Source organism: Rahnella sp. RcJ3, assembly GCF_009498575.1.
Classification (GTDB): domain Bacteria; phylum Pseudomonadota; class Gammaproteobacteria; order Enterobacterales; family Enterobacteriaceae; genus Rahnella; species Rahnella aceris.
The window spans coordinates 1-20,527 of sequence record NZ_QSNX01000001.1 but is presented as its reverse complement, the minus strand read 5'-3'; the positions used below and the strand labels follow the sequence as shown (position 1 = coordinate 20,527).

Sequence of the window (20,527 nt, the reverse complement as noted above, 5' to 3'; positions counted from 1 at the left end):
AGAAAACGTCATGGCCCTGCTGATCACACACAAATGCATTAATTGCGATATGTGCGAACCGGAGTGCCCGAATCAGGCGATCTCGATGGGCAATGAGATTTACGAAATTGACAGCGATCGGTGTACGGAATGCGTCGGACATTATGATAAACCAACCTGTCAGAGCGTCTGCCCGATCGACAATACCATCATCATCAATCCGCAACACACCGAAACCAACGAACAGCTTTGGGATAAATTTGTGGCATTGCATCACACGCTGTAATCATGCCGTGATGCAATGCCAAAAATAAGTAGTATTAGTTTTCTATGATTACAGTGGCACAGGCATAACGCCTTTCATCCGCCAGGGTAACATGAACCGATTTCACACCCATCTCGGCCGCCATTTCCGCCGCGCGGGCATGGAAAACCAGACCTGGTTTCCCCAGCACATCATTGACGACTTCAAATTGCTCAAACGCCAGACCGTTGCGGATACCGGTTCCCAGCGCTTTAGCCGCGGCTTCCTTGACAGCAAACCGCTTCGCCAGAAATCGGACCGGTTGCTGATGTTGCTCATAAACCGCCCATTCATTCGCGCACAAAATACGCTTCGCCAGACGGTCGCCACTGCGTTCAATCACCGCTTCGATACGGGAAATTTCAACGATATCCGTACCTAAACCTAAAATACTCATTACCGGCGCGCTTCCCGCATCAGGTTTTTCATTTCACGTACTGCACAAGATAATCCGTCGATAACAGCCTGACCGATAATCGCATGGCCGATATTCAGCTCATGCATTTCAGGCAATGCGGCGATCGGCTGCACGTTGTGGTATGTCAGACCGTGGCCGGCATTCACTTTCAGACCTTTACCGGCTGCATATGCCGCGCCCTGTTTAATGCGCTCCAGCTCGGCCTGACGTTCAAGGTCAGTTTTCGCTTCAGCATAAGCACCGGTATGAATTTCGATATAAGGCGCCCCCACAGCAACAGCAGCATCAATCTGGCGCATATCCGGGTCGATAAACAGGGAAACCAGTATGCCCGCTTCGCTGAGACGGCTGACTGCAACGGTCATTTTATCCAACTGACCAGCCACATCCAGCCCCCCTTCGGTCGTCACTTCTTCGCGTTTTTCCGGCACCAGACAGCAGAAATGCGGTAAAACTTCACAGGCAATACCGACCATTTCATCGGTGACAGCCATTTCGAGGTTCATGCGGGTTTGGATAGTCTGACGCAGGAGGCGTACGTCGCGATCGGTGATATGACGGCGATCTTCACGCAGGTGGACGGTGATCCCATCAGCACCAGCCTGCTCAGCGATAAATGCCGCCTGAACCGGATCAGGGTAAGCCGTACCGCGTGCATTACGCAGTGTCGCAATGTGATCAATATTAACGCCCAACAGCAACTCAGCCATAACAGCTCCAGATTTAAGAATGAATTGATTTATGAATGGAACAAAAAGCTAATTTCTGCAGTTTACACCCTTGAGAGTGGCGGCGTGTAGCCCGGAGTCCGAATTAGCTGGAAGAATTGTCAGAAGGTGAGACAGGTTTTTTGACCTGAAACTGGCGGAAGAGCTCGCGGCTTTTCAGGGGTTTGCCGCCAAGATAAGGTTTCAGCGCCATACGGGTAAAACGCTTGGCAGCCCGCAGCGTTGAGACATCCGGGAATTCACGGCTGGCCAGTGCTTTCAAATCTCTGCCGGTGAAACTGGAATTATCAATCACCAGACTGGCGATAAAACCTTTTTCTTCACGGTAACGGTACGTCATGGTGTCACTGACTTCTTCACCGCTGCCTGCGCAATGCAGGAAATCCACGCCGTAACCCAGATGATGTAAAAGAGAGAGTTCGAACTGACGCAACGCATACTCAGGAGAACCGCTGGCACTGGCGAGATTTTGCAGACAATTGAGATAATCGAAGAACAACGAAGAGTAATTAGCTTCCTGCTCAAGCACCCGAGAAACGAGTTCATTGACGTACAGACCGCTGTAAAGCATCAGACCAGAAAGGGGAAGTGCCAGGGAGACCGGTTCAGCATTACGCAAGGTTTTCACTTCGCCCCGCCCGCTCCAGCGAACCAGTAAAGGCGTAAAAGGCTGCAAGCAGCCTTTTAAATTGGACCGGCGACCACGCGCACCTTTAGCCAGTATGCGAACCCGCCCTTGTCCCTCAGTGAACAGATCCAGCATTAAGCTGGTTTCACTGTAAGGTCGCCCATGCAAAACAAATGCGCGTTGCCAGCCTTCCATAGGCGCGGACCTTATAAGTCGTCTACATAACCCAGACTGCGCAACGCACGTTCGTCGTCTGCCCAGCCGGATTTGACCTTAACCCACAACTCAAGATGGACTTTCGCTTCAAACATGTTTTCCATGTCATGGCGGGCTTCAATACCAATCGTCTTGATTTTAGAGCCTTTATTGCCGATAACCATTTTCTTCTGGCCTTCACGTTCTACCAGAATCAGGCCATTGATGTCGTACCCACCCCGTTCATTGCTGACAAAGCGTTCGATTTCAACGGTCACAGAATACGGCAGCTCTTCGCCCAGGAAACGCATCAGTTTTTCACGGATGATTTCAGAAGCCATAAAGCGCTGTGAACGGTCAGTAATGTAATCTTCCGGGAAGTGATGAACCGCTTCCGGCAGACGTTTACGCACCAGAGCCGCGATAGTATCAACATTCGTTCCTTTCTCTGCAGAGATAGGCACGATATCGACGAAGTTCATCTGCTCACTAAGGAATTGCAAATGTGGCAACAACTTAGATTTGTCGGTGACGTTATCAATCTTGTTGATCGCCAGCAGAACCGGTGATTTCAAATCACGCAGTTTGTTAACCACCATTTCGTCATCCGGAGTCCAGTGAGTGCCTTCAACAACGAAGATCACCAGTTCAACATCACCGATTGAGCTGCTTGCAGCACGGTTCATCAGACGGTTGATGGCCCGTTTTTCTTCAATATGCAGCCCCGGGGTATCCACGTAAATGGCCTGATAGGGTCCTTCGGTATGGATACCCATGATACGGTGACGCGTGGTTTGCGGTTTGCGGGAAGTAATGGAGATTTTTTGCCCCAATAATTCATTCAGCAAGGTAGATTTGCCGACGTTAGGACGGCCTACGATTGCAACAAAACCACAGTAATTCTTTTCTTCGCTCATTCAAGCTCCAGCTGTATCAGCGCTTGTTCCGCTGCCGCCTGCTCGGCTTTACGGCGACTTGAACCGGTTCCTACAACCGGCTGGCTCAAGCCACTGACCTGGCAGTGGATGGTAAACTCCTGATCGTGCGCTTCACCGCGAACCTGCACAACCAGATAAGAAGGCAACGGCAGATGGCGACCTTGCAAAAACTCCTGTAAACGGGTTTTTGGGTCTTTCTGCTTATCACCGGGACTGATTTCGTCTAAACGACTACGGTACCAATCGAGAATCAGCTTTTCGACGGTCTGGATATCACTGTCCAGAAACACGCCGCCAATGAGTGCCTCCACCGTATCCGCAAGAATCGACTCGCGGCGGAAACCACCACTTTTCAATTCGCCCGGCCCTAAGCGTAAGCATTCGCCGAGATCGAATTCACGCGCCATTTCCGCCAGCGTATTTCCACGTACTAACGTGGCACGCATGCGACTCATATCGCCCTCGTCTACGCGAGGAAAACGATGATACAGCGCGTTAGCAATGACATAACTAAGAATTGAGTCACCCAGGAACTCTAAACGCTCATTGTGTTTACTGCTTGCGCTGCGGTGAGTCAGTGCCTGCAATAAAAGCTCCTGCTGTTGAAAAGTGTAGCCCAGCTTCCGCTGAAGCCTGTTTATTACGATGGGATTCATGAGTTACCAATAGACTAAGAATGCGTCAAAAACTTCAGCATACGGAACAGGCCTGCTTCGCCCTAAGCCAATCCAAAGCTGTTTCGTTTGCAGTGGCTCCCTCTGTTCGTCTTAAATTAAAATTTAAAATCAGGGGAGCCAACTTTTATCGCCCGAAAGGATATTCTACAACGAGTGGAAATATAATGCTGCGCTAATAGGCATCATTAAATTAATGAATTCCACCAATACGGCTTAAACGAACACCGGTAGGCCATTCACCTTCCTGTTTTTTAAAGCTCATCCAAATTGCAGAAGCTCTACCCACTAAATTCTGTTCCGGCACAAAACCCCAATAACGGCTGTCAGCGCTATTATCACGGTTATCACCCATCATGAAATAATGGCCAGCCGGCACCACCCATGTCCCCAGTGGCTGACCCGGTTGCTGATAATAAGCCCCCAGTTGGTCACGTGCACCTGGCACGGTCAGAATACGATGCGTCACATTGCCCAGCGTTTCATTGCGCTGTACAAGACGGATACCGTCTTGCGGCACGTTAGCGGACGGCGGCGTTTCAAAGAAACCACTGCTCGCTTCGCCGCCCGAAGACTGACCAAAAGTCTGCACGAAATCACTGGCAACACCGGAATCATATGTCACAGCCAGCGCGGTGCTGCAATTTTTGCCCGTTTCGCAAGCAGGCTGCACGGTCACCTGCTTGCTGAACGGATCGTAAGTCACCCGGTCACCGGGCAAGCCTACCAGGCGTTTAATATAGTCCACGCTCGGGTTTTGCGGATATTTAAATACCACCACATCACCACGTTTCGGTTCACCGGTTGAGATCAGCTTGGTTTGAGTAATGGGATCTTTCAGGCCGTAGGCATATTTCTCAACCACGATGAAATCACCAATAAGCAGCGTCGGCATCATCGAGCCAGACGGGATCTGGAAAGGTTCATAAATAAATGAACGCACCACAAACACAACTAACAAGACAGGGAATACCGAAGCACAGGTTTCCACCCAGCCCGGTTGCTTCGCCACTTTGTTCAGCGTTGAATCGTCAACAGCACCACCCGTTTCAGCCTTAATTTTAGCAACTTTAGCCCGGCGTGCGGGTGCCAGCTTGAAACGATCAAGGCACCAGATAATCCCTGACACCAGCGTTGCAACCGCCAGAATCAGGGCAAACATGTTAGCCATGCATACTCCCTACGACTCAATAAAGGATTTACTTGCTGTCTTTGCCCACGTGAAGAATGGCCAGGAACGCTTCTTGTGGTAACTCAACATTACCCACTTGTTTCATGCGTTTCTTACCATCTTTCTGTTTCTGCAAGAGTTTCTTCTTACGGCTGACGTCGCCGCCATAACATTTGGCGAGAACGTTTTTACGTAATTGCTTCACGGTTGAACGGGCAATGATGTGAGCACCAATCGCCGCCTGGATAGCAATATCGAACTGCTGACGCGGGATCAGTTCCTGCATCTTCTCAACCAGCTGGCGTCCACGGAACTGGGAATTACCACGGTGAGTGATCAGCGCCAGTGCATCCACACGGTCGCCGTTGATTAGAACATCAACACGTACCATGTCAGAAGTCTGAAAACGTTTGAAATTGTAATCAAGCGACGCATAACCGCGTGACGTTGACTTCAGACGGTCGAAGAAATCGAGTACCACTTCCGCCATCGGGATTTCATAAGTCAGTGCGACCTGATTACCGTGGTAAACCATGTTGGTCTGGACACCACGTTTCTCAATACACAAAGTAATCACGCTACCCAGATATTCCTGTGGCATCAGCATGTGACACTCAGCGATAGGCTCACGCAGTTCCAGAATGTTATTCAGGGCAGGCAGTTTAGACGGACTGTCTACATAGACAGTTTCATTGCCGGTCGTCAGAACTTCATAAACTACTGTCGGCGCTGTGGTGATCAGATCCAGATCGTATTCACGTTCCAGACGTTCCTGAATGATTTCCATGTGCAGCAGCCCCAGGAAGCCACAACGGAAACCGAAGCCCAGCGCGGTAGAACTTTCTGGTTCGTAGAACAGGGATGCATCGTTAAGGCTAAGCTTGCCTAACGCATCACGGAAGTTTTCATAATCATCGGAGCTGACCGGGAACAGGCCAGCGTAAACCTGAGGTTTCACTTTCTTGAAACCCGGCAGCGCTTTGTCAGCAGGCTGACGAGCCAGAGTCAGGGTGTCCCCCACTGGTGCGCCGAGGATATCTTTAATCGCGCATACCAGCCAGCCGACCTCACCGCAGTTCAGAATGTCTTTATCGACACGCTTAGGCGTGAAAATACCCAGGCGATCGGCGTTATAAACCTGCCCGGTACTCATCACTTTAATTTTGTCGCCCTTTCTCATGGTGCCATTTTTGATACGCACCAGAGAAACAACGCCGAGATAGTTATCGAACCATGAATCGATGATCAACGCCTGAAGTGGCGCCTCAGGATCACCTTCCGGCGGTGGTACATCACGCACCAGACGCTCCAGCACTTCTGGCACACCGACACCGGTTTTCGCGGAACAACGAACAGCATCCGTGGCATCGATACCCACGATGTCTTCGATTTCCTGCGCTGCACGATCAGGATCGGCGGCCGGTAAGTCGATTTTGTTCAGAACCGGCACGACCTCCAGATCCATTTCCATCGCGGTATAGCAGTTTGCCAGCGTCTGGGCTTCAACACCCTGACCAGCATCCACCACTAATAATGCGCCTTCGCAGGCAGCGAGAGAGCGGGATACTTCATAGGAAAAGTCAACGTGCCCCGGCGTGTCGATAAAGTTCAGGTGATAAACCTGACCATCTTTTGCTTTGTAGTCGAGCGTCACGCTTTGCGCTTTGATGGTGATGCCGCGTTCACGCTCAAGATCCATTGAGTCGAGGACCTGCGCTTCCATTTCACGGTCGGCTAAGCCACCGCAAATTTGAATAATACGGTCTGACAGCGTCGACTTACCGTGGTCAATGTGGGCAATAATGGAGAAATTTCGTATATGCTTCATTATAAAAGTTTTTCTACCTTGGTATTTCTGAATCATTCGCCATGAACATACAGCGACGGTTTGTAGGTTGGCTGTCTTTCGCCTAAGTCGCAGCATTCTACATGCCAGCACCATGAAAACCTAGTCTCCGCACACCCTAACTCCAGATTATGCGAGCTTTCTCAGGATGAAATCCCCACATTTTCATTTGTTTTCATTACCGGAGCGTCTGTGTGCTTCCTAGGTTTGTCTCAGTCCGGTATTCCATGTATGGGCTTCCTGCCTTTTGGTTTTAGGAAAATCCCCATATACAGAAACGCGTATTGAAACTTAATATATTGTTATAAAAGAAATTACATAATTTCTAACTCATAAAGTTCTCATTCAACTTCTTCCACAAATATCTTTTTTATTTTTAATTCAATCCGGTCACAAGGTTATCAATATGATCAATGAAGGGCGGCTGCTCAGTCAGCATGGCTTTGCCAAAGCCAACTCTTGGATCACTCTGGTCCTGTCTGTGTTGTTGTTGATCGGCGGCGCAGTGCAAATTGCATTTTTGCTGGCCTTTGGCCACACCGCTGAGGGGCTGCATACCGTAATTTTGTCCGCTCTGCTCAGTATTGCCCTGGGGGTGGTGCTCATTCTGCTGCGACGTCTGATACGACCCAATCAATTCTATCAGCTTCATGAAAATGGAATTTTAGTTATAAGCCAAACGGATAAAAAAAATCGTTTTATTCCTTTTGACCGCATCATGGATATATATCGATTCAGAACCGGAAAATACACCCGTCGTATTTTAAATACGATGATCTTCCGTGAGGGAAATAGCAAAACCTGGCATCGTATTACGCCAAACATTGCCAATTCTGAAAGATTAATTGAAGTCATTAAAAACGAACACCTGATGTATCGCGGCCCATGGGCCCTAAACAGGCTGGCTCAGGGGGGAGATATTCTTTTTACATATCTGGTGAATCCACATTGCGGGTGGAAAAGATTTATCGGCGCTAACCTTCTGGCGCTGAACGAAAAAAAGATACATCTGAGCGCGTTGATGTTAACCACCGACGAAGGGAAAATAGTGCCTGTTGAGGATATTCAGTTTATCAGTGGCGGCAGCAACAGCCCGTTAATACGTCTGCTCGATAAACACGGCCGCATCCTTTTCTCTGTAGAGTATACATCGCTTTCTAGCGCAGATCTTTTCATCGCATTGATCGAGCATATGATCCAAAACCGTATACCGGTCAGAAACTAAAAAAATGCCACAGGGTTAGCGAACACTGTGGCATTTTTAAGCACTGTAGGATGCAGAAAGTTAAGAAGGGAGTTTGCTTTCAACCGAATAACGGAAAGCATCAGGAGGCAAACCCACCTGCAAGATGACTGGCTGGTAACCTGCTTTTCCATCGACTTTCGCAGCCAGGGCTTTAGCAATCAGGAAACCTAATCCACCACCCAACACCGCACCAATAACCGCGTATACATCTGCTTTCAGCAAGGCCTGCAACGCACCACCACCCGCAATCACACCAAAGAGCGGCGTCATATAAACCAGCAACGCCGAGCGCAACAGGCTTCCTTCCGGTATCCCCAGTTCAACTTTCTGACCAGGTGCAAGAGGCTCGTTAACGCTGACCTGAAGATTATGTTCAGTCTGCGGCCCTAACTCATTCAATACGCGAGCGCCACACCCTGAACGTGAATGGCAACTACTGCAACCCGCCTGTGTTTCACAACGCAACGTCGCAATACCGTCTTTCCACGACACCACCGTGGCCCATTCTTTCATCATGTAATCACCCTGTATTTCTATTGCGAAGGCAGTTTTTCTGATTAAAAGCTACTTTTCTGAGAAAACGATGCTATCGGCAACACGTTTGGCAGTCGAAGGAGGAAGCTCACCGACGACCGTAATTTCATTGCCATTGCGTATTTCAGTCTGCACAGTTCTGCGCCCTTGCCTGATCAACTGCTCAGAAGGGCCATTAGTTGTTGCACTGACATTGACAGAGAAACTGAACAATCCGTCAGTGTACAGCCGCGATTCTATCGATACGGGCATATTGGGCAAGTTTCGGCGGCTACTTGCCACCTCTGTCACGCCAGCCGGCAGCCATTTTATTTGCCAGTCAAACTTCACCTGCTCAGACGCAGGTAAAGACAGCACAGGCGGTAAACTGGCTTTTTCGAGATCAGAAAGCGTTCCAACAACTTGTTCTCCCTCATCAAAACTGATCACACGGAACTGCTCAAGCGTTTCACCGTCACGATCCAGTAAATCGACACGCATCGGCAATTTCGTCTGCTCATCGATCCATATGACATAACTGAATCGGGTACCATCGCGGGATACAACTCTGATCACCTGACTCAGGCGATCCGCTGTGCGTGCGCGGCCTACGGCGATAAAATCGTAGTATTTGGTCAGAAGAGAAAAATCGCTGAACACGATGGAAGGCAGGGAATCAACGATATGATCGCCATCCAACGTAAAGGGCTGTAAACCGGTCTCAAAGTAGCTGACGTCTTTTCCACGCTGGACAATTTCACGGCGCGGACCATCCATCAGAACCAGTTGAGCGAGGGAAGTTTGATGAGAAACAGCATGACGATAGCGAAAGGAATCAATCCCTTGCTTCGTAATGTTGATAAAACCCATTTCATAATTCAGCGTCTGGGAAGCTTTGCCCATCTCTTGCAGTAACGCCTCGGAAGAAGAATCTGCCGAGGCGATACTTGGAGTAAGCAGGCTGCCCGCAGCTAAACAAACGGCAAACCAAATTTGCTTCATTACTGCGTTTGCGTTCCTAAAGACTGAGTTCCTGGGACCTGAACAGCGGCTTGCTGAGGAGTAACTGGTTCGAGTTGAAGCTGCTCTGAATGCAAGCGACGCTGCAATTCGTAATCCTGCAACATCGCATTAATGCGCTTACGTTGCTCCTGAACATTCTGTTGCCCGCTGGTGGTATTGCCTTCATTTGGCACGCCGAAGCTCACCGGGGAGGCTTTACCCATCATAGGCAACGTATTGAACGCTGGGGTTTCCGGAGAAGCACCCGATGCGTCAGGCTGGTTATAATGCTGAACGCCAACAATCACAGCAAGTGATACACAAGCAGCCACGCCGACCTGAGTCAACTGACTCGCCCAAGGGCGCACCTTCTGCCAGAATGGCATTTTTTGCCAGGTATGAGGCTGAGGTTGTGATTCGGTTGCTGAACCCGGCACCAGTTTTACCGGCTCATTAGCCAGCGCTGCGGCCACACGGTCTGCGATATCCAGATGCACAACGTTCCCAATATCACCACGTAAGGTATCGCGGATCAAATGATAACTCTGCCAGTCTTGCTGAAGCCTGGTATCTATTGATAACGAACTTAACAGTTCGGTATCAATGGCTTCACCATCCATCAGAGCGGAAAGCTTTTCTTTCTGCATGCCTAAGTATCCTTCCTGTGTCCGTCATCTCTAACGCTGGATGAGCGGTTGAACTTTGTTATCAATTGCTTCCCGGGCACGGAATATACGGGATCTCACCGTACCCACCGGACAATCCATGATGGCGGCTATTTCTTCGTAGCTCAATCCATCCAACTCCCTCAAGGTAATCGCCATACGAAGATCTTCAGGAAGTGCTTCAATAGTACGGAAAACAATCTTCCGTAACTCTTCAGACAACATCAAGTTCTCAGGGTTCGAAATTTCTTTCAGTGCACCGCCACTTTCGAAATTTTCGGCTTCATTCGCGTCGACATCACTGGATGGCGGGCGTCGCCCCTGAGCAACTAAATAGTTTTTCGCTGTGTTGACTGCAATACGATACAGCCAGGTATAAAAAGCACTGTCGCCGCGGAAAGATTCCAGCGCACGATATGCTTTGATAAAAGATTCCTGAACCACATCAGGCACATCACCTTGTGGCACATAGCGGGATACAAGGCTCGCTACCTTATGCTGGTAACGAATAACCAGTAAATTGAACGATTTTTGATCACCCTTCTGGACCCGCTCAACCAGAACCTGATCGGCTAACTGCTCGCTCATCCGAGGTAAAATCTCCCCAAAATCTTCTCCGCGCTTAAAGTCGTACTGCCAGCTTTCATCATTATATTCCTGAGCAAGTACTGCTTGGAGTTCACATGAAACATTAAGTTCCACATCGCCGTTGTTTTTTCTATTGAAGTCTCAAGCCCGTGGCTTTTGCACGGGAGTTTAGGCTAACATGAATTTCCCTCTTCTTCTGCAAACATCATACGTTATGCAACCTTCATCTGAATTTGTTAGCGATGTATTGATAATCGGAAGTGGCGCTGCAGGCCTTTCTTTGGCTTTGCGACTTGCAGACCACTGTCATGTCACTGTTCTCAGTAAAGGCCCGCTCAACGAAGGCTCAACATTTTACGCCCAGGGCGGGATTGCCGCCGTTTTCGACGAAGCAGACAGCATTGCCTCACATGTTGATGACACATTAATTGCCGGTGCGGGCTTATGCGATAAAGAAGCTGTTGAATTTATCGCGAGCAACGCACGTCATTGTGTCCAGTGGTTGATCGACCAGGGCGTACTGTTTGATACCGAAACCAACACAAGCTCAGAAGAACGTTATCATCTGACACGTGAAGGCGGCCACAGCCACCGTAGGATCCTGCATGCTGCTGATGCTACAGGTAAAGAAGTAGAGACTACGCTGGTTGGGAAAGCAAGGGCACACGCCAATATTTGCGTGAAAGAACGCTATAATGCCGTTGATTTAATTACCTCAAGCAAGCTTGGATTGCCGGGGACACAACGCGTCGTTGGCGCGTATGTCTGGAACCGCGATAAAGAGCACGTTGAAACGCTCCGTGCCAAGGCCGTTGTACTGGCCACGGGGGGCGCAGCCAAGGTCTATCAATACACGACCAATCCGGATATCTCTTCCGGCGATGGCGTCGCCATGGCGTGGCGTGCAGGCTGCCGTGTTGCCAATCTTGAATTCAACCAGTTTCACCCGACGTGCCTCTATCACCCTCAGGCACGTAACTTTCTGCTGACGGAAGCACTGCGCGGCGAAGGTGCCCTGCTCAAACGCCCGGATGGCACCCGTTTTATGCCGGATTTCGATGAACGAGGAGAACTGGCACCGCGCGATGTGGTGGCACGGGCCATCGACCATGAAATGAAGCGTCTTGGCGCCGACTGCATGTATCTCGATATCAGCCATCGCCCGCCGGAATTCATTAAGCATCATTTCCCGATGATTGATGAAAAGCTGCAATCACTGGGTATTGATCTGACCAAAGAGGCGATCCCGATTGTTCCGGCTGCGCATTACACCTGCGGTGGCGTAATGGTTGATCAGCACGGGCGCACCGATCTCGATGGTTTGTATGCGATTGGCGAAGTCAGTTATACCGGCCTGCATGGCGCTAATCGTCTGGCCTCTAACTCACTGCTGGAATGCGTGGTTTATGGCTGGTCGGCAGCAGAAGATATAATTAAACGTCTGCCGCATGCCAAACTGGCGACAAATATTCCGCAATGGGATGAAAGCCGGGTGGATAATTCCGATGAGCAGGTGGTCATTCAGCATAACTGGCATGAATTGCGGCTGTTTATGTGGGATTACGTAGGGATTGTGCGCACGACAAAACGTCTGGAGCGCGCGTTGCGCCGCATCATGACGCTGCAACAGGAAATTGACGAGTATTATGCCAACTTCCGTATTTCCAATAATTTGCTGGAATTGAGAAATCTGGTGCTGGTTGCCGAGTTGATCGTCCGCAGTGCCCTGGAACGCAAAGAGAGTCGAGGACTGCATTTCACGCTGGACTATCCTGATCTACAGGAAAATCCGCAGCCGACCATTTTGCAGCCGTAATATTTGCAGCAATGGTATCGGGAAAGTGCGAAGGAACGCACTTTTTGAAAGCCCAGCCATCCACTAATAATTCAGATAAAAATCAGTAATCAGCGCACAGAATGCTTCACTGTAAACGCCTTCCGATTTCCGCAGTGCCAGTTCCTCGTCAACCCTTTCAGCTGATTGCCTTGATAAGGTCAGCACTAGCCGGTTAAGCGGTTTTCCCGGTCGGTCGCGTACGGCCATCCGCCGTGCGCTGAACCAGCCTTTTCGGTGAGCCAGAGTTTCAAACGCCAGCCCGATGTCGTACGGCAAAACAACACTAAACAATCCCTCTGGCGTAAGCAGCTTATTTGCGCATTCAAGCAATGCATCGTGCGTCAGAGTTTCGGTGTAACGGGCGGCATTTCGGGCTTCATCGCGACAGGCGACAGCCGATTCAAAGTAAGGTGGATTACTCACAATCAGATCGTATTCAGCCTGATGTTCGCCGGCATAAACATTAATGTCCTGCGCATACACCGCCAGCCTTTGCGCCCAAACTGAGTTGCGGAAATTCTCCTCAGCCTGCGCCGCTGCGGAAGGTTCGAGTTCGACGGCATCAATAACAGTTTGAGCATTACTGCGTTGCGCCAGCATCATGGCAATCAGGCCGCTGCCGCAGCCAATATCAAGAACACGTCGTGCATGGCTAACCGGCGCCGTGGCACCGAGCAGGACACCATCGGTACCGACTTTCATCGCGCATCGGTCATGTGCAACGAAAAACTGCTTAAAGGTAAATCCATTACGCCGTAAAGGGTTTGCGGAACTGACTACTTTTGTCACTAATTTCACCGTAATTACGCCAGCCAACAGGCCTGTAAACGAAAACTGTCGTAGCATAGGGCAAAGAGAAGCAGAGTAAAAGCCACGCAAACCGCTTAAATAGGTGAAGATCGCGTCTAACACGTCTATAATCGGCGCCCCAAGTAGAGGTAGACCATGACTGTAACCACTTTTTCCGAACTCGAACTCGATGAACGCCTGATTGAAGCCCTTGGCGACAAAGGCTATAGCCGTCCTACTGTCATTCAGGCAGAGGCCATTCCGCCAGCAATGGACGGACGCGATGTGTTGGGTTCGGCTCCTACCGGCACCGGCAAAACAGCGGCATTCCTGCTGCCTGCATTGCAGCATTTGCTGGATTTCCCGCGTAAGAAATCTGGTCCGCCACGAATTCTGATCCTCACGCCAACCCGTGAACTTGCTATGCAGGTTGCTGAGCAGGCGCGTGAGTTAGCCAAACATACCGAACTGGATATCGCCACCATCACCGGCGGTGTGGCTTATATGAACCACGCCGAAGTGTTCAGCGAAAACCAGGACATCGTTGTTGCGACCACCGGTCGTTTGCTGCAATACATTAAAGAAGAAAACTTTGACTGCCGCGCAATCGAAACGCTGATCCTCGACGAAGCCGACCGCATGCTGGACATGGGTTTTGCTCAGGACATCGAAACGATTTCCGCCGAAGCACGCTGGCGCAAACAGACGTTGCTGTTCTCCGCAACGCTGGAAGGGGAAGCCATCCGTGAATTCGCAGAACGCATCCTGACTGAGCCGGTGGAAATCGAAGCTGACCCGTCACGCCGCGAACGCAAAAAAATCCTGCAATGGTATTATCGTGCCGACGATCTGGCGCATAAAACCCGGATGCTCATCCATTTGCTGAAACAGGAAGATGTCACTAAATCCGTGATCTTTGTGCGTAAACGCGAGCGTGTGCATGAGCTGGTTGCGTGGTTGCGCGAAGCAGGGATTAACTCCTGTTATCTTGAAGGCGAAATGGTGCAGGTGAAACGTACCGAAGCCGTCAAACGTATGGTTGAAGACCGCGTTAACGTCCTCGTTGCGACCGACATTGCTGCCCGTGGCCTGGATATCAACGACATCAGCCATGTCTTCAACTTTGACCTGCCGCTGACCGCTGATATTTATCTGCACCGTATCGGCCGTACCGGTCGTGCTGGTCGTAAAGGGACCGCGATTTCTTTCGTGGAAGCGCATGACCATCTGCTGCTCGGCAAGATCGGCCGTTACCTTAACGAGCCGTTGAAAGCACGCGTACTGGACGAGTTCCGTCCAAAAACGAAAGCACCGAGCGAGAAAGTCACCGGTAAGCCGTCGAAAAAAGTGCTGGCGAAACGTAAAGAGAAGCAGAAAGCGGCGCAGGAAAAATCGAAGGTGAAAGTTAAAGTTCGCCATCGTGACAGCAAAAACGTCGGCAAACGCCGTGTTAAACCTGACGCTGTAAAAGACGCTGCTAAATAAACATCAGCCTGATTTGATGCAAAGAAAAACCGCCCTGAAGGCGGTTTTTTTATATCCATGAAACTGCTGGAATCTTAAAAGCTCGGAAGCGATTACAGACTTTCGGTGAAAGTACGGGTAATCACGTCACGCTGCTGCTCAGCAGTCAGTGAGTTAAAGCGCACCGCATAACCAGACACACGAATGGTCAGCTGCGGGTATTTTTCAGGATGCTTAACCGCATCTTCCAGAGTTTCACGGCGCAATACGTTAACGTTCAGGTGCTGACCCCCTTCCACACGTACAGTCGGTTGAATTTCCATTGGTACTTCACGGTATTCAAACTGGCCAAGCTCGCTGACAGCAACGATCTGGTCTTCCGCAAAACCCGCTTTTGCACATACGCAGCGCGCTTCCGCTTTTTCATCATCCAGCAGCCAGAAAGAGTTTTTCAGCGCTTCGTTGTTGCTTTTAGTAATTTGGATCCCGGTGATCATATGTTGCCTCCATTGTTGGCTACGATACTGTTAATTGATTGGTGTAAGGTGTGAACGACAACCTGTTTTCCTGTTGTCAGATATAACAGCAGAACACCCCGCATTCTTTGATAAATATCAATCTTTTCCTTGTGGGCATTTCTTACCCTCAGCATATTTATGTTTTATATCAATTTTTCCAAGGCACTGGATTAAATTATTTTTGTAAATTATCAACAATTTTTGCATAGAACGTTAAGTCGCAGATAAACATCAGCAAAAGCGCGTGCGGGTTTAACTCATCGGAATGAGCAGGTAAGCTACTGCCAGTTTAAAATTATCATCAAAAGGAGAGCGTCAATGTCCACCACTCTCACCTGGCATGACGTCATTGGTCAGGAAAAAGAACAACCTTACTTCGTTGATACACTGAAGTTTGTCGCGGCTGAACGCGCTGCGGGCAAAACGATTTATCCGCCGCAACAGGATGTGTTTAATGCATTCCGCTCTACCGAACTGGCAGACGTCAAAGTCGTGATTTTGGGGCAGGACCCTTATCATGGTCCCAATCAGGCTCATGGTTTATCGTTCTCTGTTCGCCCGGGCATTCCGGCACCACCTTCATTAGTGAATATGTATAAAGAGCTGGCCACCGATATTCCAGGCTTCGAACGACCCACTCACGGCTATTTGCAGAGCTGGGCAGATCAGGGCGTCCTGTTGCTCAATACCGTGCTGACTGTCGAAGGTGGTCAGGCGCATTCACATGCCAAACTGGGCTGGGAAACGTTCACTGATAAGGTCATCGCAGCGTTGAATGAAAATCGTGATGGGATCGTCTTTTTACTCTGGGGTTCCCATGCGCAGAAAAAAGGCAATATTATCGATCGCAATCGTCATCATGTATTGAAAGCACCGCACCCTTCTCCGCTTTCTGCCCACCGGGGTTTCCTGGGGTGTAAGCACTTCTCGCAGGCGAATGCCTTACTGGTGCAGCAATGTCTGGCACCAATTGACTGGGTGCCCAGATTGCCGGAATAACAAAAAAAGAGGCACCCGCAAAGGTGCCTCTTCCATTATGTCAGTCTGCTTAAAACAGAATCAGGCTTTGGCTTTAGAAACCGCAACCATTGCCGGGCGCAAAAGACGGCCGTTCAGCGTATAACCCTTCTGCATCACCATCATTACGTGATTAGGTTCCAGCTCGTCGGATTCCATCATAGTCATCGCCTGGTGCAGTTCAGGATTGAATGGCACGTGGATATCAGCCACCACTTCCATACCGAACTTGCGAACAGCATCCAGCAGGGATTTCAGGGTCAGCTCGACGCCTTCAATCAGACCCGCCAGTTCTGAATTCGATTTATCAGCCAGATCCAGCGCACGTTCCAGATTATCGATTACCGGCAACAATTCGCCAGAGAATTTCTCCAGAGCGAATTTATGCGCTTTCTCTATATCCTGCTCGGTACGACGGCGGATATTTTCCACTTCCGCTTTCGCACGCAGCAAGCTGTCACGCTCACGCTGCTGGAGTTCTTTCAGCTGCGCTTCCAGTTCAGCAATACGTTCATCGCGCGGGTCAACGACATCTGCCGCCTGAGTTTCCGCTTCCGTATGCAGCTCTTGTTCCTGATTCAGTTCTTCAGAGACTTGCTCGTCAGGTGTCTTATGTTCTTTACTACTCATGAATCTCTCCGCGTTTTAGCATTAATCTTGCTAGTTGGCTTATTATGGGGATCAAAACCGGGGTTTCAAGGTTTGGTTTTTAATGAAACCGGTCATAATGCAGGAGTCATCACACCCTGCTGAGGATAACCACAGCGATGAATAAAAAATTTGAGTGCATTGGGATTGTCGGACACCCTCGCCATCCTTCCGCACTTGCCACCCATGAAATGCTTTACCACTGGTTAATCTCAAAAGGTTATCAGGTGATCGTCGAACGTCAGGTGGCACAAGATTTAGCCCTGGAAGGCGCACAAACGGGCAGTCTGGCTGAGATCGGCAAGCTGGCGGATTTAGCCGTGGTCGTCGGCGGTGACGGCAATATGCTGGGTGCGGCGCGCGTTCTGGCCCGCTATGACATAAAAGTCATCGGCATCAACCGGGGTAATCTTGGCTTTCTTACCGATCTGGATCCGGATAACGCTTTGCAGCAACTCGATGACGTTCTGCAGGGTGAATACATCAGCGAGCAACGCTTCCTGCTGGAAGCCATGGTGCGCTGCAAGGACCAGCAATGTCGCGTCAGTACCGCCATCAATGAAGTCGTCCTTCATCCGGGAAAAGTCGCGCACATGATTGAATTTGAAGTCTATATTGATGACAAATTCGCTTTTTCCCAGCGCTCCGATGGTCTGATTATCTCGACACCAACCGGTTCTACCGCATATTCACTCTCAGGCGGCGGTCCGATCCTGACGCCGACGTTAGAAGCTATCGCACTGGTGCCGATGTTCCCACATACCCTTTCGGCACGCCCGCTGGTTATCAACAGCAGCAGCACGATTTGTCTGCGGTTTTCGCATATGAGCAATGACCTTGAAATCAGCTGCGACAGCCAGATCGCTCTGCCGATTCAGCCGGGCGAAGAAGTGGTTATCCGTCGCAGTGAGTTTCATCTGAATCTGATCCATCCGAAAGACTACAGTTATTTCAATACATTAAGCACAAAACTTGGATGGTCAAAAAAACTCTTCTGATCTGATAAAAATAATTCGCCAGCCCCTTTACTGTATATAAAACCAGTTTATACTGTATGTAATTACAGGTCTGTTGTTATGTACAGGAAGGTGATCATGCTGGCGCAATTAACTATCAGTAACTTTGCCATTGTCCGTGAATTAGAAATCGATTTTCATGCAGGTATGACGGCCATCACCGGTGAAACCGGTGCCGGTAAGTCCATCGCGATTGATGCGCTTGGGCTTTGTCTGGGCAATCGTGCCGATGGCAGCATGGTGCGTCTCGGTGCCAGCCGTGCAGATATCTGCGCGCGATTCACCTTAGCGGATACCCCTTCGGCGAAACACTGGCTGGCTGAAAATCAGCTTGATGAAGGGCTGGATTGCCTGTTGCGCCGGACGATCAGCAACGATGGCCGTTCGCGTGGCTTTATAAACGGCACGCCCGTTCCCCTGTCACAGCTCCGTGAACTGGGCCAGCATTTGATCCAAATTCACGGACAACACGCCCATCAGCTTCTGCTCAAACCTGAGCATCAGAAAGCTTTACTCGATGCTTATTCGGATCAGCCCTTACTGCTGTCTGAGATGCGCAAAGCTTACCAAAACTGGCATCAGAGCTGCCGCCAGCTGGCACAATATCAACAGCAGATGAGTGAGCGAGAATCACGCCGCCAGTTGTTACAATACCAGTTGAAAGAGCTGAATGAATTTGCTCCTCAGGCAGGTGAGTACGAGCAAATTGATGAAGAATACAAACGTCTGGCTAACAGCGGGCAACTGCTTTCACTCAGCCAAAATGCGCTCTATTTGCTGGCTGATGGTGAAGAACAGAATATTATCAGTCTGCTCTATAGCGCCCGCAATCAGCTTACTGAACTCGCAGAACTCGACAGCAAAATGAATGATCTTATCGTCATGCTTGATGACGCGTCCATTCAGGTCAGCGAGGCCAGCGATGAATTACGCCATTACAGCGAACGCCTGGACATGGATCCAAACCGTCTATTCGAGCTGGAGCAGCGTTTGTCGCGCCAGATGAATCTGGCCCGTAAACATCACGTCAGCGCTGAAGATCTTCCTGAACTGCATCGTCAGTTGCTTGAGGAACAGCAGGAACTGGATGATCAGGAAACCAATCAGGCAGAGCTGAGTGAAGCGGTGCAACGCCATTACCAACAAGCCGTCGCGGTTGCTGAACAACTGCACGAAAAACGTCAGTATTTTGCTGATGAGCTAACGCATCTGATCACCCAAAGTATGCAGGCACTTTCCATGCCACACGGTAAATTTAAAATTCAGGTTCAGTTCGAACCAGAACATTTAAATATGGAAGGCGCAGACCGTCTCGAATTCCAGGTCACCACCAACCCGGGGCAGCCGCTTCAGGCTCTCGCAAAAGTAGCTTCCGGTGGCGAATTATCGCGTATTGCGCTGGCTATCCAGGTTATCACGGCACAGAAAATGGAAACTCCGGCGCTGATCTTTGATGAAGTGGATGTCGGTATCAGTGGCCCGACGGCTGCGATCGTTGGCCGCCTGTTGCGTCAGTTAGGCGAATCAACGCAAGTTATGTGCGTCACTCACTTACCTCAGGTTGCAGGTTGTGGTCATCAGCATTATTTTGTCAGCAAAGAAACTGATGGTGAAGTGACTGAAACCCAAATGAATCGCCTTGATAAAAAGGCGCGTTTGCAGGAACTGGCACGTCTGCTGGGCGGAAGTGAAGTGACCCGAAACACGCTGGCCAACGCAAAAGAGTTACTCGCAGCGTAAAAAGCTCAACTTTTTTACAGTTCAGCGGTCATACAGGTGCCCCGCAAAGGTTTCAAACTGATGAAAGGTCTATTATCATCGGCATCTTATGCCCTAAAGGAATGTAATGACTATGCGCTGTAAAACGCTAACTGCCGCCGCTGTAGCTCTTGTAATGCTTACTGCGGGCTGTTCCACTCTGGAAAAGGTGGTTTATCGGCCTGACATCAATCAGGGGAACTACTTGTCTCCTGCTGATGTTCAAAAAATTCATACCGGTATGACTAAACAACAAGTTGCTTATGTTCTCGGCACGCCGATGCTACACGACCCGTTTGGCAGTAATGTTTGGTATTACGTGTTCCGTCAGGAACCAGGCCATGAAGGTATCACTCAGCAGACTTTAACGCTGACCTTCAACGAGTCTGATACGCTGACCAACATCGACAACAAACCTAAGTTGAGCGATCAAAAGTAAATCGCCCGGTGTGATGGTCTCTGGTTACCGCCAAAAATCATCTTTCAGGGTAAAAAAATAAGGCGCCTGAGGCTAATGCCGATCGTTTAAGGATCAGTTGACCGATCCGGTGGCTCGTGTAAAAAGGGTTCATGCTCATCATGGAC

At 49.8% G+C, this 20,527-nt stretch carries 22 protein-coding genes; 8 read left to right on the top strand and 14 right to left on the bottom strand.

Annotated features, from left to right (window positions below):
• Nucleotides 1-10: 10 nt before the first annotated feature.
• Nucleotides 11-265: a YfhL family 4Fe-4S dicluster ferredoxin gene (locus DXU84_RS00110; protein ID WP_013576714.1), complete on the top strand. Its 255-nt coding sequence runs from the start codon at nt 11-13 to the stop codon at nt 263-265.
• Nucleotides 266-299: 34 nt separating this feature from the next.
• Here DXU84_RS00110 and acpS read toward each other — a convergent pair whose 3' ends face one another.
• The 7 genes from acpS to lepA all read right to left on the bottom strand — a co-directional run bounded on the left by acpS (nt 300) and on the right by lepA (nt 6,863).
• Complete coding sequence (acpS, locus tag DXU84_RS00105) at nt 300-680, bottom strand: holo-ACP synthase (protein WP_013576715.1); 381 nt, start codon at nt 678-680, stop codon at nt 300-302.
• The gene (pdxJ, locus tag DXU84_RS00100; RefSeq protein WP_013576716.1) at nt 680-1,411 is read right to left on the bottom strand and encodes a pyridoxine 5'-phosphate synthase; all 732 of its coding nucleotides are present in this window, start codon (nt 1,409-1,411) and stop codon (nt 680-682) included. The genes acpS and pdxJ overlap by 1 nt, the downstream gene beginning before the upstream one ends.
• Before the next feature lie 103 nt (nt 1,412-1,514).
• Nucleotides 1,515-2,252, bottom strand: coding sequence for a DNA repair protein RecO (recO, locus tag DXU84_RS00095; RefSeq protein WP_013576717.1), 738 nt, complete (start codon nt 2,250-2,252; stop codon nt 1,515-1,517).
• A gap of 11 nt (nt 2,253-2,263) precedes the next feature.
• Nucleotides 2,264-3,169: a GTPase Era gene (gene era, locus DXU84_RS00090; protein ID WP_013576718.1), complete on the bottom strand. Its 906-nt coding sequence runs from the start codon at nt 3,167-3,169 to the stop codon at nt 2,264-2,266.
• Entirely contained in the window at nt 3,166-3,846 is a 681-nt protein-coding gene (gene rnc, locus DXU84_RS00085) for a ribonuclease III (RefSeq protein WP_015698392.1), read from the bottom strand. Before rnc ends, era begins: the two co-directional genes overlap by 4 nt.
• 211 nt (nt 3,847-4,057) lie before the next feature.
• Complete coding sequence (gene lepB / locus DXU84_RS00080; RefSeq protein ID WP_013576720.1) at nt 4,058-5,035, bottom strand: signal peptidase I; 978 nt, start codon at nt 5,033-5,035, stop codon at nt 4,058-4,060.
• Nucleotides 5,036-5,063: 28 nt separating this feature from the next.
• Nucleotides 5,064-6,863, bottom strand: a complete 1,800-nt coding sequence (gene lepA, locus DXU84_RS00075; RefSeq protein ID WP_037036754.1) for a translation elongation factor 4 — start codon at nt 6,861-6,863, stop codon at nt 5,064-5,066.
• A 424-nt stretch (nt 6,864-7,287) separates the two neighbouring features.
• On the opposite strand from lepA, the gene DXU84_RS00070 reads away from it, so the two are divergent.
• Nucleotides 7,288-8,106 carry a hypothetical protein gene (locus DXU84_RS00070; RefSeq protein WP_112151743.1) on the top strand — a complete coding sequence of 273 codons (819 nt, stop codon included), beginning with the start codon at nt 7,288-7,290 and terminating at the stop codon, nt 8,104-8,106.
• Between the two features lie 60 nt (nt 8,107-8,166).
• On the opposite strand, the gene rseC is transcribed toward DXU84_RS00070, so the two are convergent.
• Genes rseC through rpoE form a run of 4 tightly spaced genes read right to left on the bottom strand, consistent with a single transcriptional unit; the run spans nt 8,167 to nt 10,895 of the window.
• Nucleotides 8,167-8,643, bottom strand: a complete 477-nt coding sequence (gene rseC, locus DXU84_RS00065; protein ID WP_037036752.1) for a SoxR-reducing system protein RseC — start codon at nt 8,641-8,643, stop codon at nt 8,167-8,169.
• 48 nt (nt 8,644-8,691) lie between these two features.
• Nucleotides 8,692-9,642 carry a sigma-E factor regulatory protein RseB gene (gene rseB / locus DXU84_RS00060; protein ID WP_013576724.1) on the bottom strand — a complete coding sequence of 317 codons (951 nt, stop codon included), beginning with the start codon at nt 9,640-9,642 and terminating at the stop codon, nt 8,692-8,694.
• A complete protein-coding gene (rseA, locus tag DXU84_RS00055; protein WP_126125089.1) occupies nt 9,642-10,289 on the bottom strand; it encodes an anti-sigma-E factor RseA in 648 nt (215 codons plus the stop codon). Before rseA ends, rseB begins: the two co-directional genes overlap by 1 nt.
• Nucleotides 10,290-10,319: 30 nt before the next feature.
• Complete coding sequence (gene rpoE, locus DXU84_RS00050) at nt 10,320-10,895, bottom strand: RNA polymerase sigma factor RpoE (protein ID WP_013576726.1); 576 nt, start codon at nt 10,893-10,895, stop codon at nt 10,320-10,322.
• A gap of 214 nt (nt 10,896-11,109) precedes the next feature.
• Here rpoE and nadB point away from each other — a divergent pair, with 214 nt between their 5' ends.
• On the top strand, nt 11,110-12,711 hold the full coding sequence (nadB, locus tag DXU84_RS00045; RefSeq protein WP_015690322.1) for an L-aspartate oxidase: 1,602 nt from the start codon (nt 11,110-11,112) through the stop codon (nt 12,709-12,711).
• Nucleotides 12,712-12,774: 63 nt separating this feature from the next.
• Here the strand turns inward: nadB and DXU84_RS00040 are convergent, their stop codons facing one another.
• Complete coding sequence (locus DXU84_RS00040) at nt 12,775-13,434, bottom strand: tRNA1(Val) (adenine(37)-N6)-methyltransferase (protein ID WP_228388936.1); 660 nt, start codon at nt 13,432-13,434, stop codon at nt 12,775-12,777.
• A 243-nt stretch (nt 13,435-13,677) separates the two neighbouring features.
• On the opposite strand from DXU84_RS00040, the gene srmB reads away from it, so the two are divergent.
• Nucleotides 13,678-15,006, top strand: a complete 1,329-nt coding sequence (gene srmB / locus DXU84_RS00035) for an ATP-dependent RNA helicase SrmB (protein ID WP_013576729.1) — start codon at nt 13,678-13,680, stop codon at nt 15,004-15,006.
• A gap of 92 nt (nt 15,007-15,098) precedes the next feature.
• Here the strand turns inward: srmB and grcA are convergent, their stop codons facing one another.
• A complete protein-coding gene (grcA, locus tag DXU84_RS00030) occupies nt 15,099-15,482 on the bottom strand; it encodes an autonomous glycyl radical cofactor GrcA (RefSeq protein ID WP_013576730.1) in 384 nt (127 codons plus the stop codon).
• Nucleotides 15,483-15,821: 339 nt separating this feature from the next.
• Between grcA and ung the strand changes: the two genes are divergently transcribed.
• Nucleotides 15,822-16,502, top strand: a complete 681-nt coding sequence (gene ung, locus DXU84_RS00025; protein ID WP_112150831.1) for a uracil-DNA glycosylase — start codon at nt 15,822-15,824, stop codon at nt 16,500-16,502.
• Nucleotides 16,503-16,562: 60 nt separating this feature from the next.
• Here ung and grpE read toward each other — a convergent pair whose 3' ends face one another.
• A complete protein-coding gene (grpE, locus tag DXU84_RS00020; RefSeq protein WP_013576732.1) occupies nt 16,563-17,150 on the bottom strand; it encodes a nucleotide exchange factor GrpE in 588 nt (195 codons plus the stop codon).
• 137 nt (nt 17,151-17,287) lie between these two features.
• On the opposite strand from grpE, the gene nadK reads away from it, so the two are divergent.
• The 3 genes from nadK to bamE all read left to right on the top strand — a co-directional run bounded on the left by nadK (nt 17,288) and on the right by bamE (nt 20,381).
• Nucleotides 17,288-18,166 carry an NAD(+) kinase gene (gene nadK, locus DXU84_RS00015; RefSeq protein ID WP_013576733.1) on the top strand — a complete coding sequence of 293 codons (879 nt, stop codon included), beginning with the start codon at nt 17,288-17,290 and terminating at the stop codon, nt 18,164-18,166.
• A 96-nt stretch (nt 18,167-18,262) separates the two neighbouring features.
• A complete protein-coding gene (recN, locus tag DXU84_RS00010) occupies nt 18,263-19,924 on the top strand; it encodes a DNA repair protein RecN (protein WP_194286502.1) in 1,662 nt (553 codons plus the stop codon).
• 112 nt (nt 19,925-20,036) lie between these two features.
• Nucleotides 20,037-20,381 carry an outer membrane protein assembly factor BamE gene (bamE, locus tag DXU84_RS00005; protein ID WP_015690323.1) on the top strand — a complete coding sequence of 115 codons (345 nt, stop codon included), beginning with the start codon at nt 20,037-20,039 and terminating at the stop codon, nt 20,379-20,381.
• The last annotated feature ends 146 nt before the right edge of the window (nt 20,382-20,527 follow it).

Excerpts from the sequence above, each read along its gene's own strand:
- recN (WP_194286502.1), top strand. The coding sequence starts at position 18,263 with ATGCTGGCGCAATTAACTATCAGTAACTTTGCCATTGTCCGTGAATTA.
- lepA (WP_037036754.1), bottom strand. The coding sequence starts at position 6,863 with ATGAAGCATATACGAAATTTCTCCATTATTGCCCACATTGACCACGGT.
- nadK (WP_013576733.1), top strand. The coding sequence starts at position 17,288 with ATGAATAAAAAATTTGAGTGCATTGGGATTGTCGGACACCCTCGCCAT.
- DXU84_RS00110 (WP_013576714.1), top strand. The coding sequence starts at position 11 with ATGGCCCTGCTGATCACACACAAATGCATTAATTGCGATATGTGCGAA.
- rseB (WP_013576724.1), bottom strand. The coding sequence starts at position 9,642 with ATGAAGCAAATTTGGTTTGCCGTTTGTTTAGCTGCGGGCAGCCTGCTT.
- pdxJ (WP_013576716.1), bottom strand. The coding sequence starts at position 1,411 with ATGGCTGAGTTGCTGTTGGGCGTTAATATTGATCACATTGCGACACTG.
- rnc (WP_015698392.1), bottom strand. The coding sequence starts at position 3,846 with ATGAATCCCATCGTAATAAACAGGCTTCAGCGGAAGCTGGGCTACACT.
- srmB (WP_013576729.1), top strand. The coding sequence starts at position 13,678 with ATGACTGTAACCACTTTTTCCGAACTCGAACTCGATGAACGCCTGATT.
- grcA (WP_013576730.1), bottom strand. The coding sequence starts at position 15,482 with ATGATCACCGGGATCCAAATTACTAAAAGCAACAACGAAGCGCTGAAA.
- DXU84_RS00070 (WP_112151743.1), top strand. The coding sequence starts at position 7,288 with ATGATCAATGAAGGGCGGCTGCTCAGTCAGCATGGCTTTGCCAAAGCC.
- era (WP_013576718.1), bottom strand. The coding sequence starts at position 3,169 with ATGAGCGAAGAAAAGAATTACTGTGGTTTTGTTGCAATCGTAGGCCGT.
- lepB (WP_013576720.1), bottom strand. The coding sequence starts at position 5,035 with ATGGCTAACATGTTTGCCCTGATTCTGGCGGTTGCAACGCTGGTGTCA.
- nadB (WP_015690322.1), top strand. The coding sequence starts at position 11,110 with ATGCAACCTTCATCTGAATTTGTTAGCGATGTATTGATAATCGGAAGT.
- ung (WP_112150831.1), top strand. The coding sequence starts at position 15,822 with ATGTCCACCACTCTCACCTGGCATGACGTCATTGGTCAGGAAAAAGAA.
- rseA (WP_126125089.1), bottom strand. The coding sequence starts at position 10,289 with ATGCAGAAAGAAAAGCTTTCCGCTCTGATGGATGGTGAAGCCATTGAT.
- acpS (WP_013576715.1), bottom strand. The coding sequence starts at position 680 with ATGAGTATTTTAGGTTTAGGTACGGATATCGTTGAAATTTCCCGTATC.
- rpoE (WP_013576726.1), bottom strand. The coding sequence starts at position 10,895 with ATGAGCGAGCAGTTAGCCGATCAGGTTCTGGTTGAGCGGGTCCAGAAG.
- DXU84_RS00040 (WP_228388936.1), bottom strand. The coding sequence starts at position 13,434 with ATGAAAGTCGGTACCGATGGTGTCCTGCTCGGTGCCACGGCGCCGGTT.
- rseC (WP_037036752.1), bottom strand. The coding sequence starts at position 8,643 with ATGATGAAAGAATGGGCCACGGTGGTGTCGTGGAAAGACGGTATTGCG.
- bamE (WP_015690323.1), top strand. The coding sequence starts at position 20,037 with ATGCGCTGTAAAACGCTAACTGCCGCCGCTGTAGCTCTTGTAATGCTT.
- grpE (WP_013576732.1), bottom strand. The coding sequence starts at position 17,150 with ATGAGTAGTAAAGAACATAAGACACCTGACGAGCAAGTCTCTGAAGAA.
- recO (WP_013576717.1), bottom strand. The coding sequence starts at position 2,252 with ATGGAAGGCTGGCAACGCGCATTTGTTTTGCATGGGCGACCTTACAGT.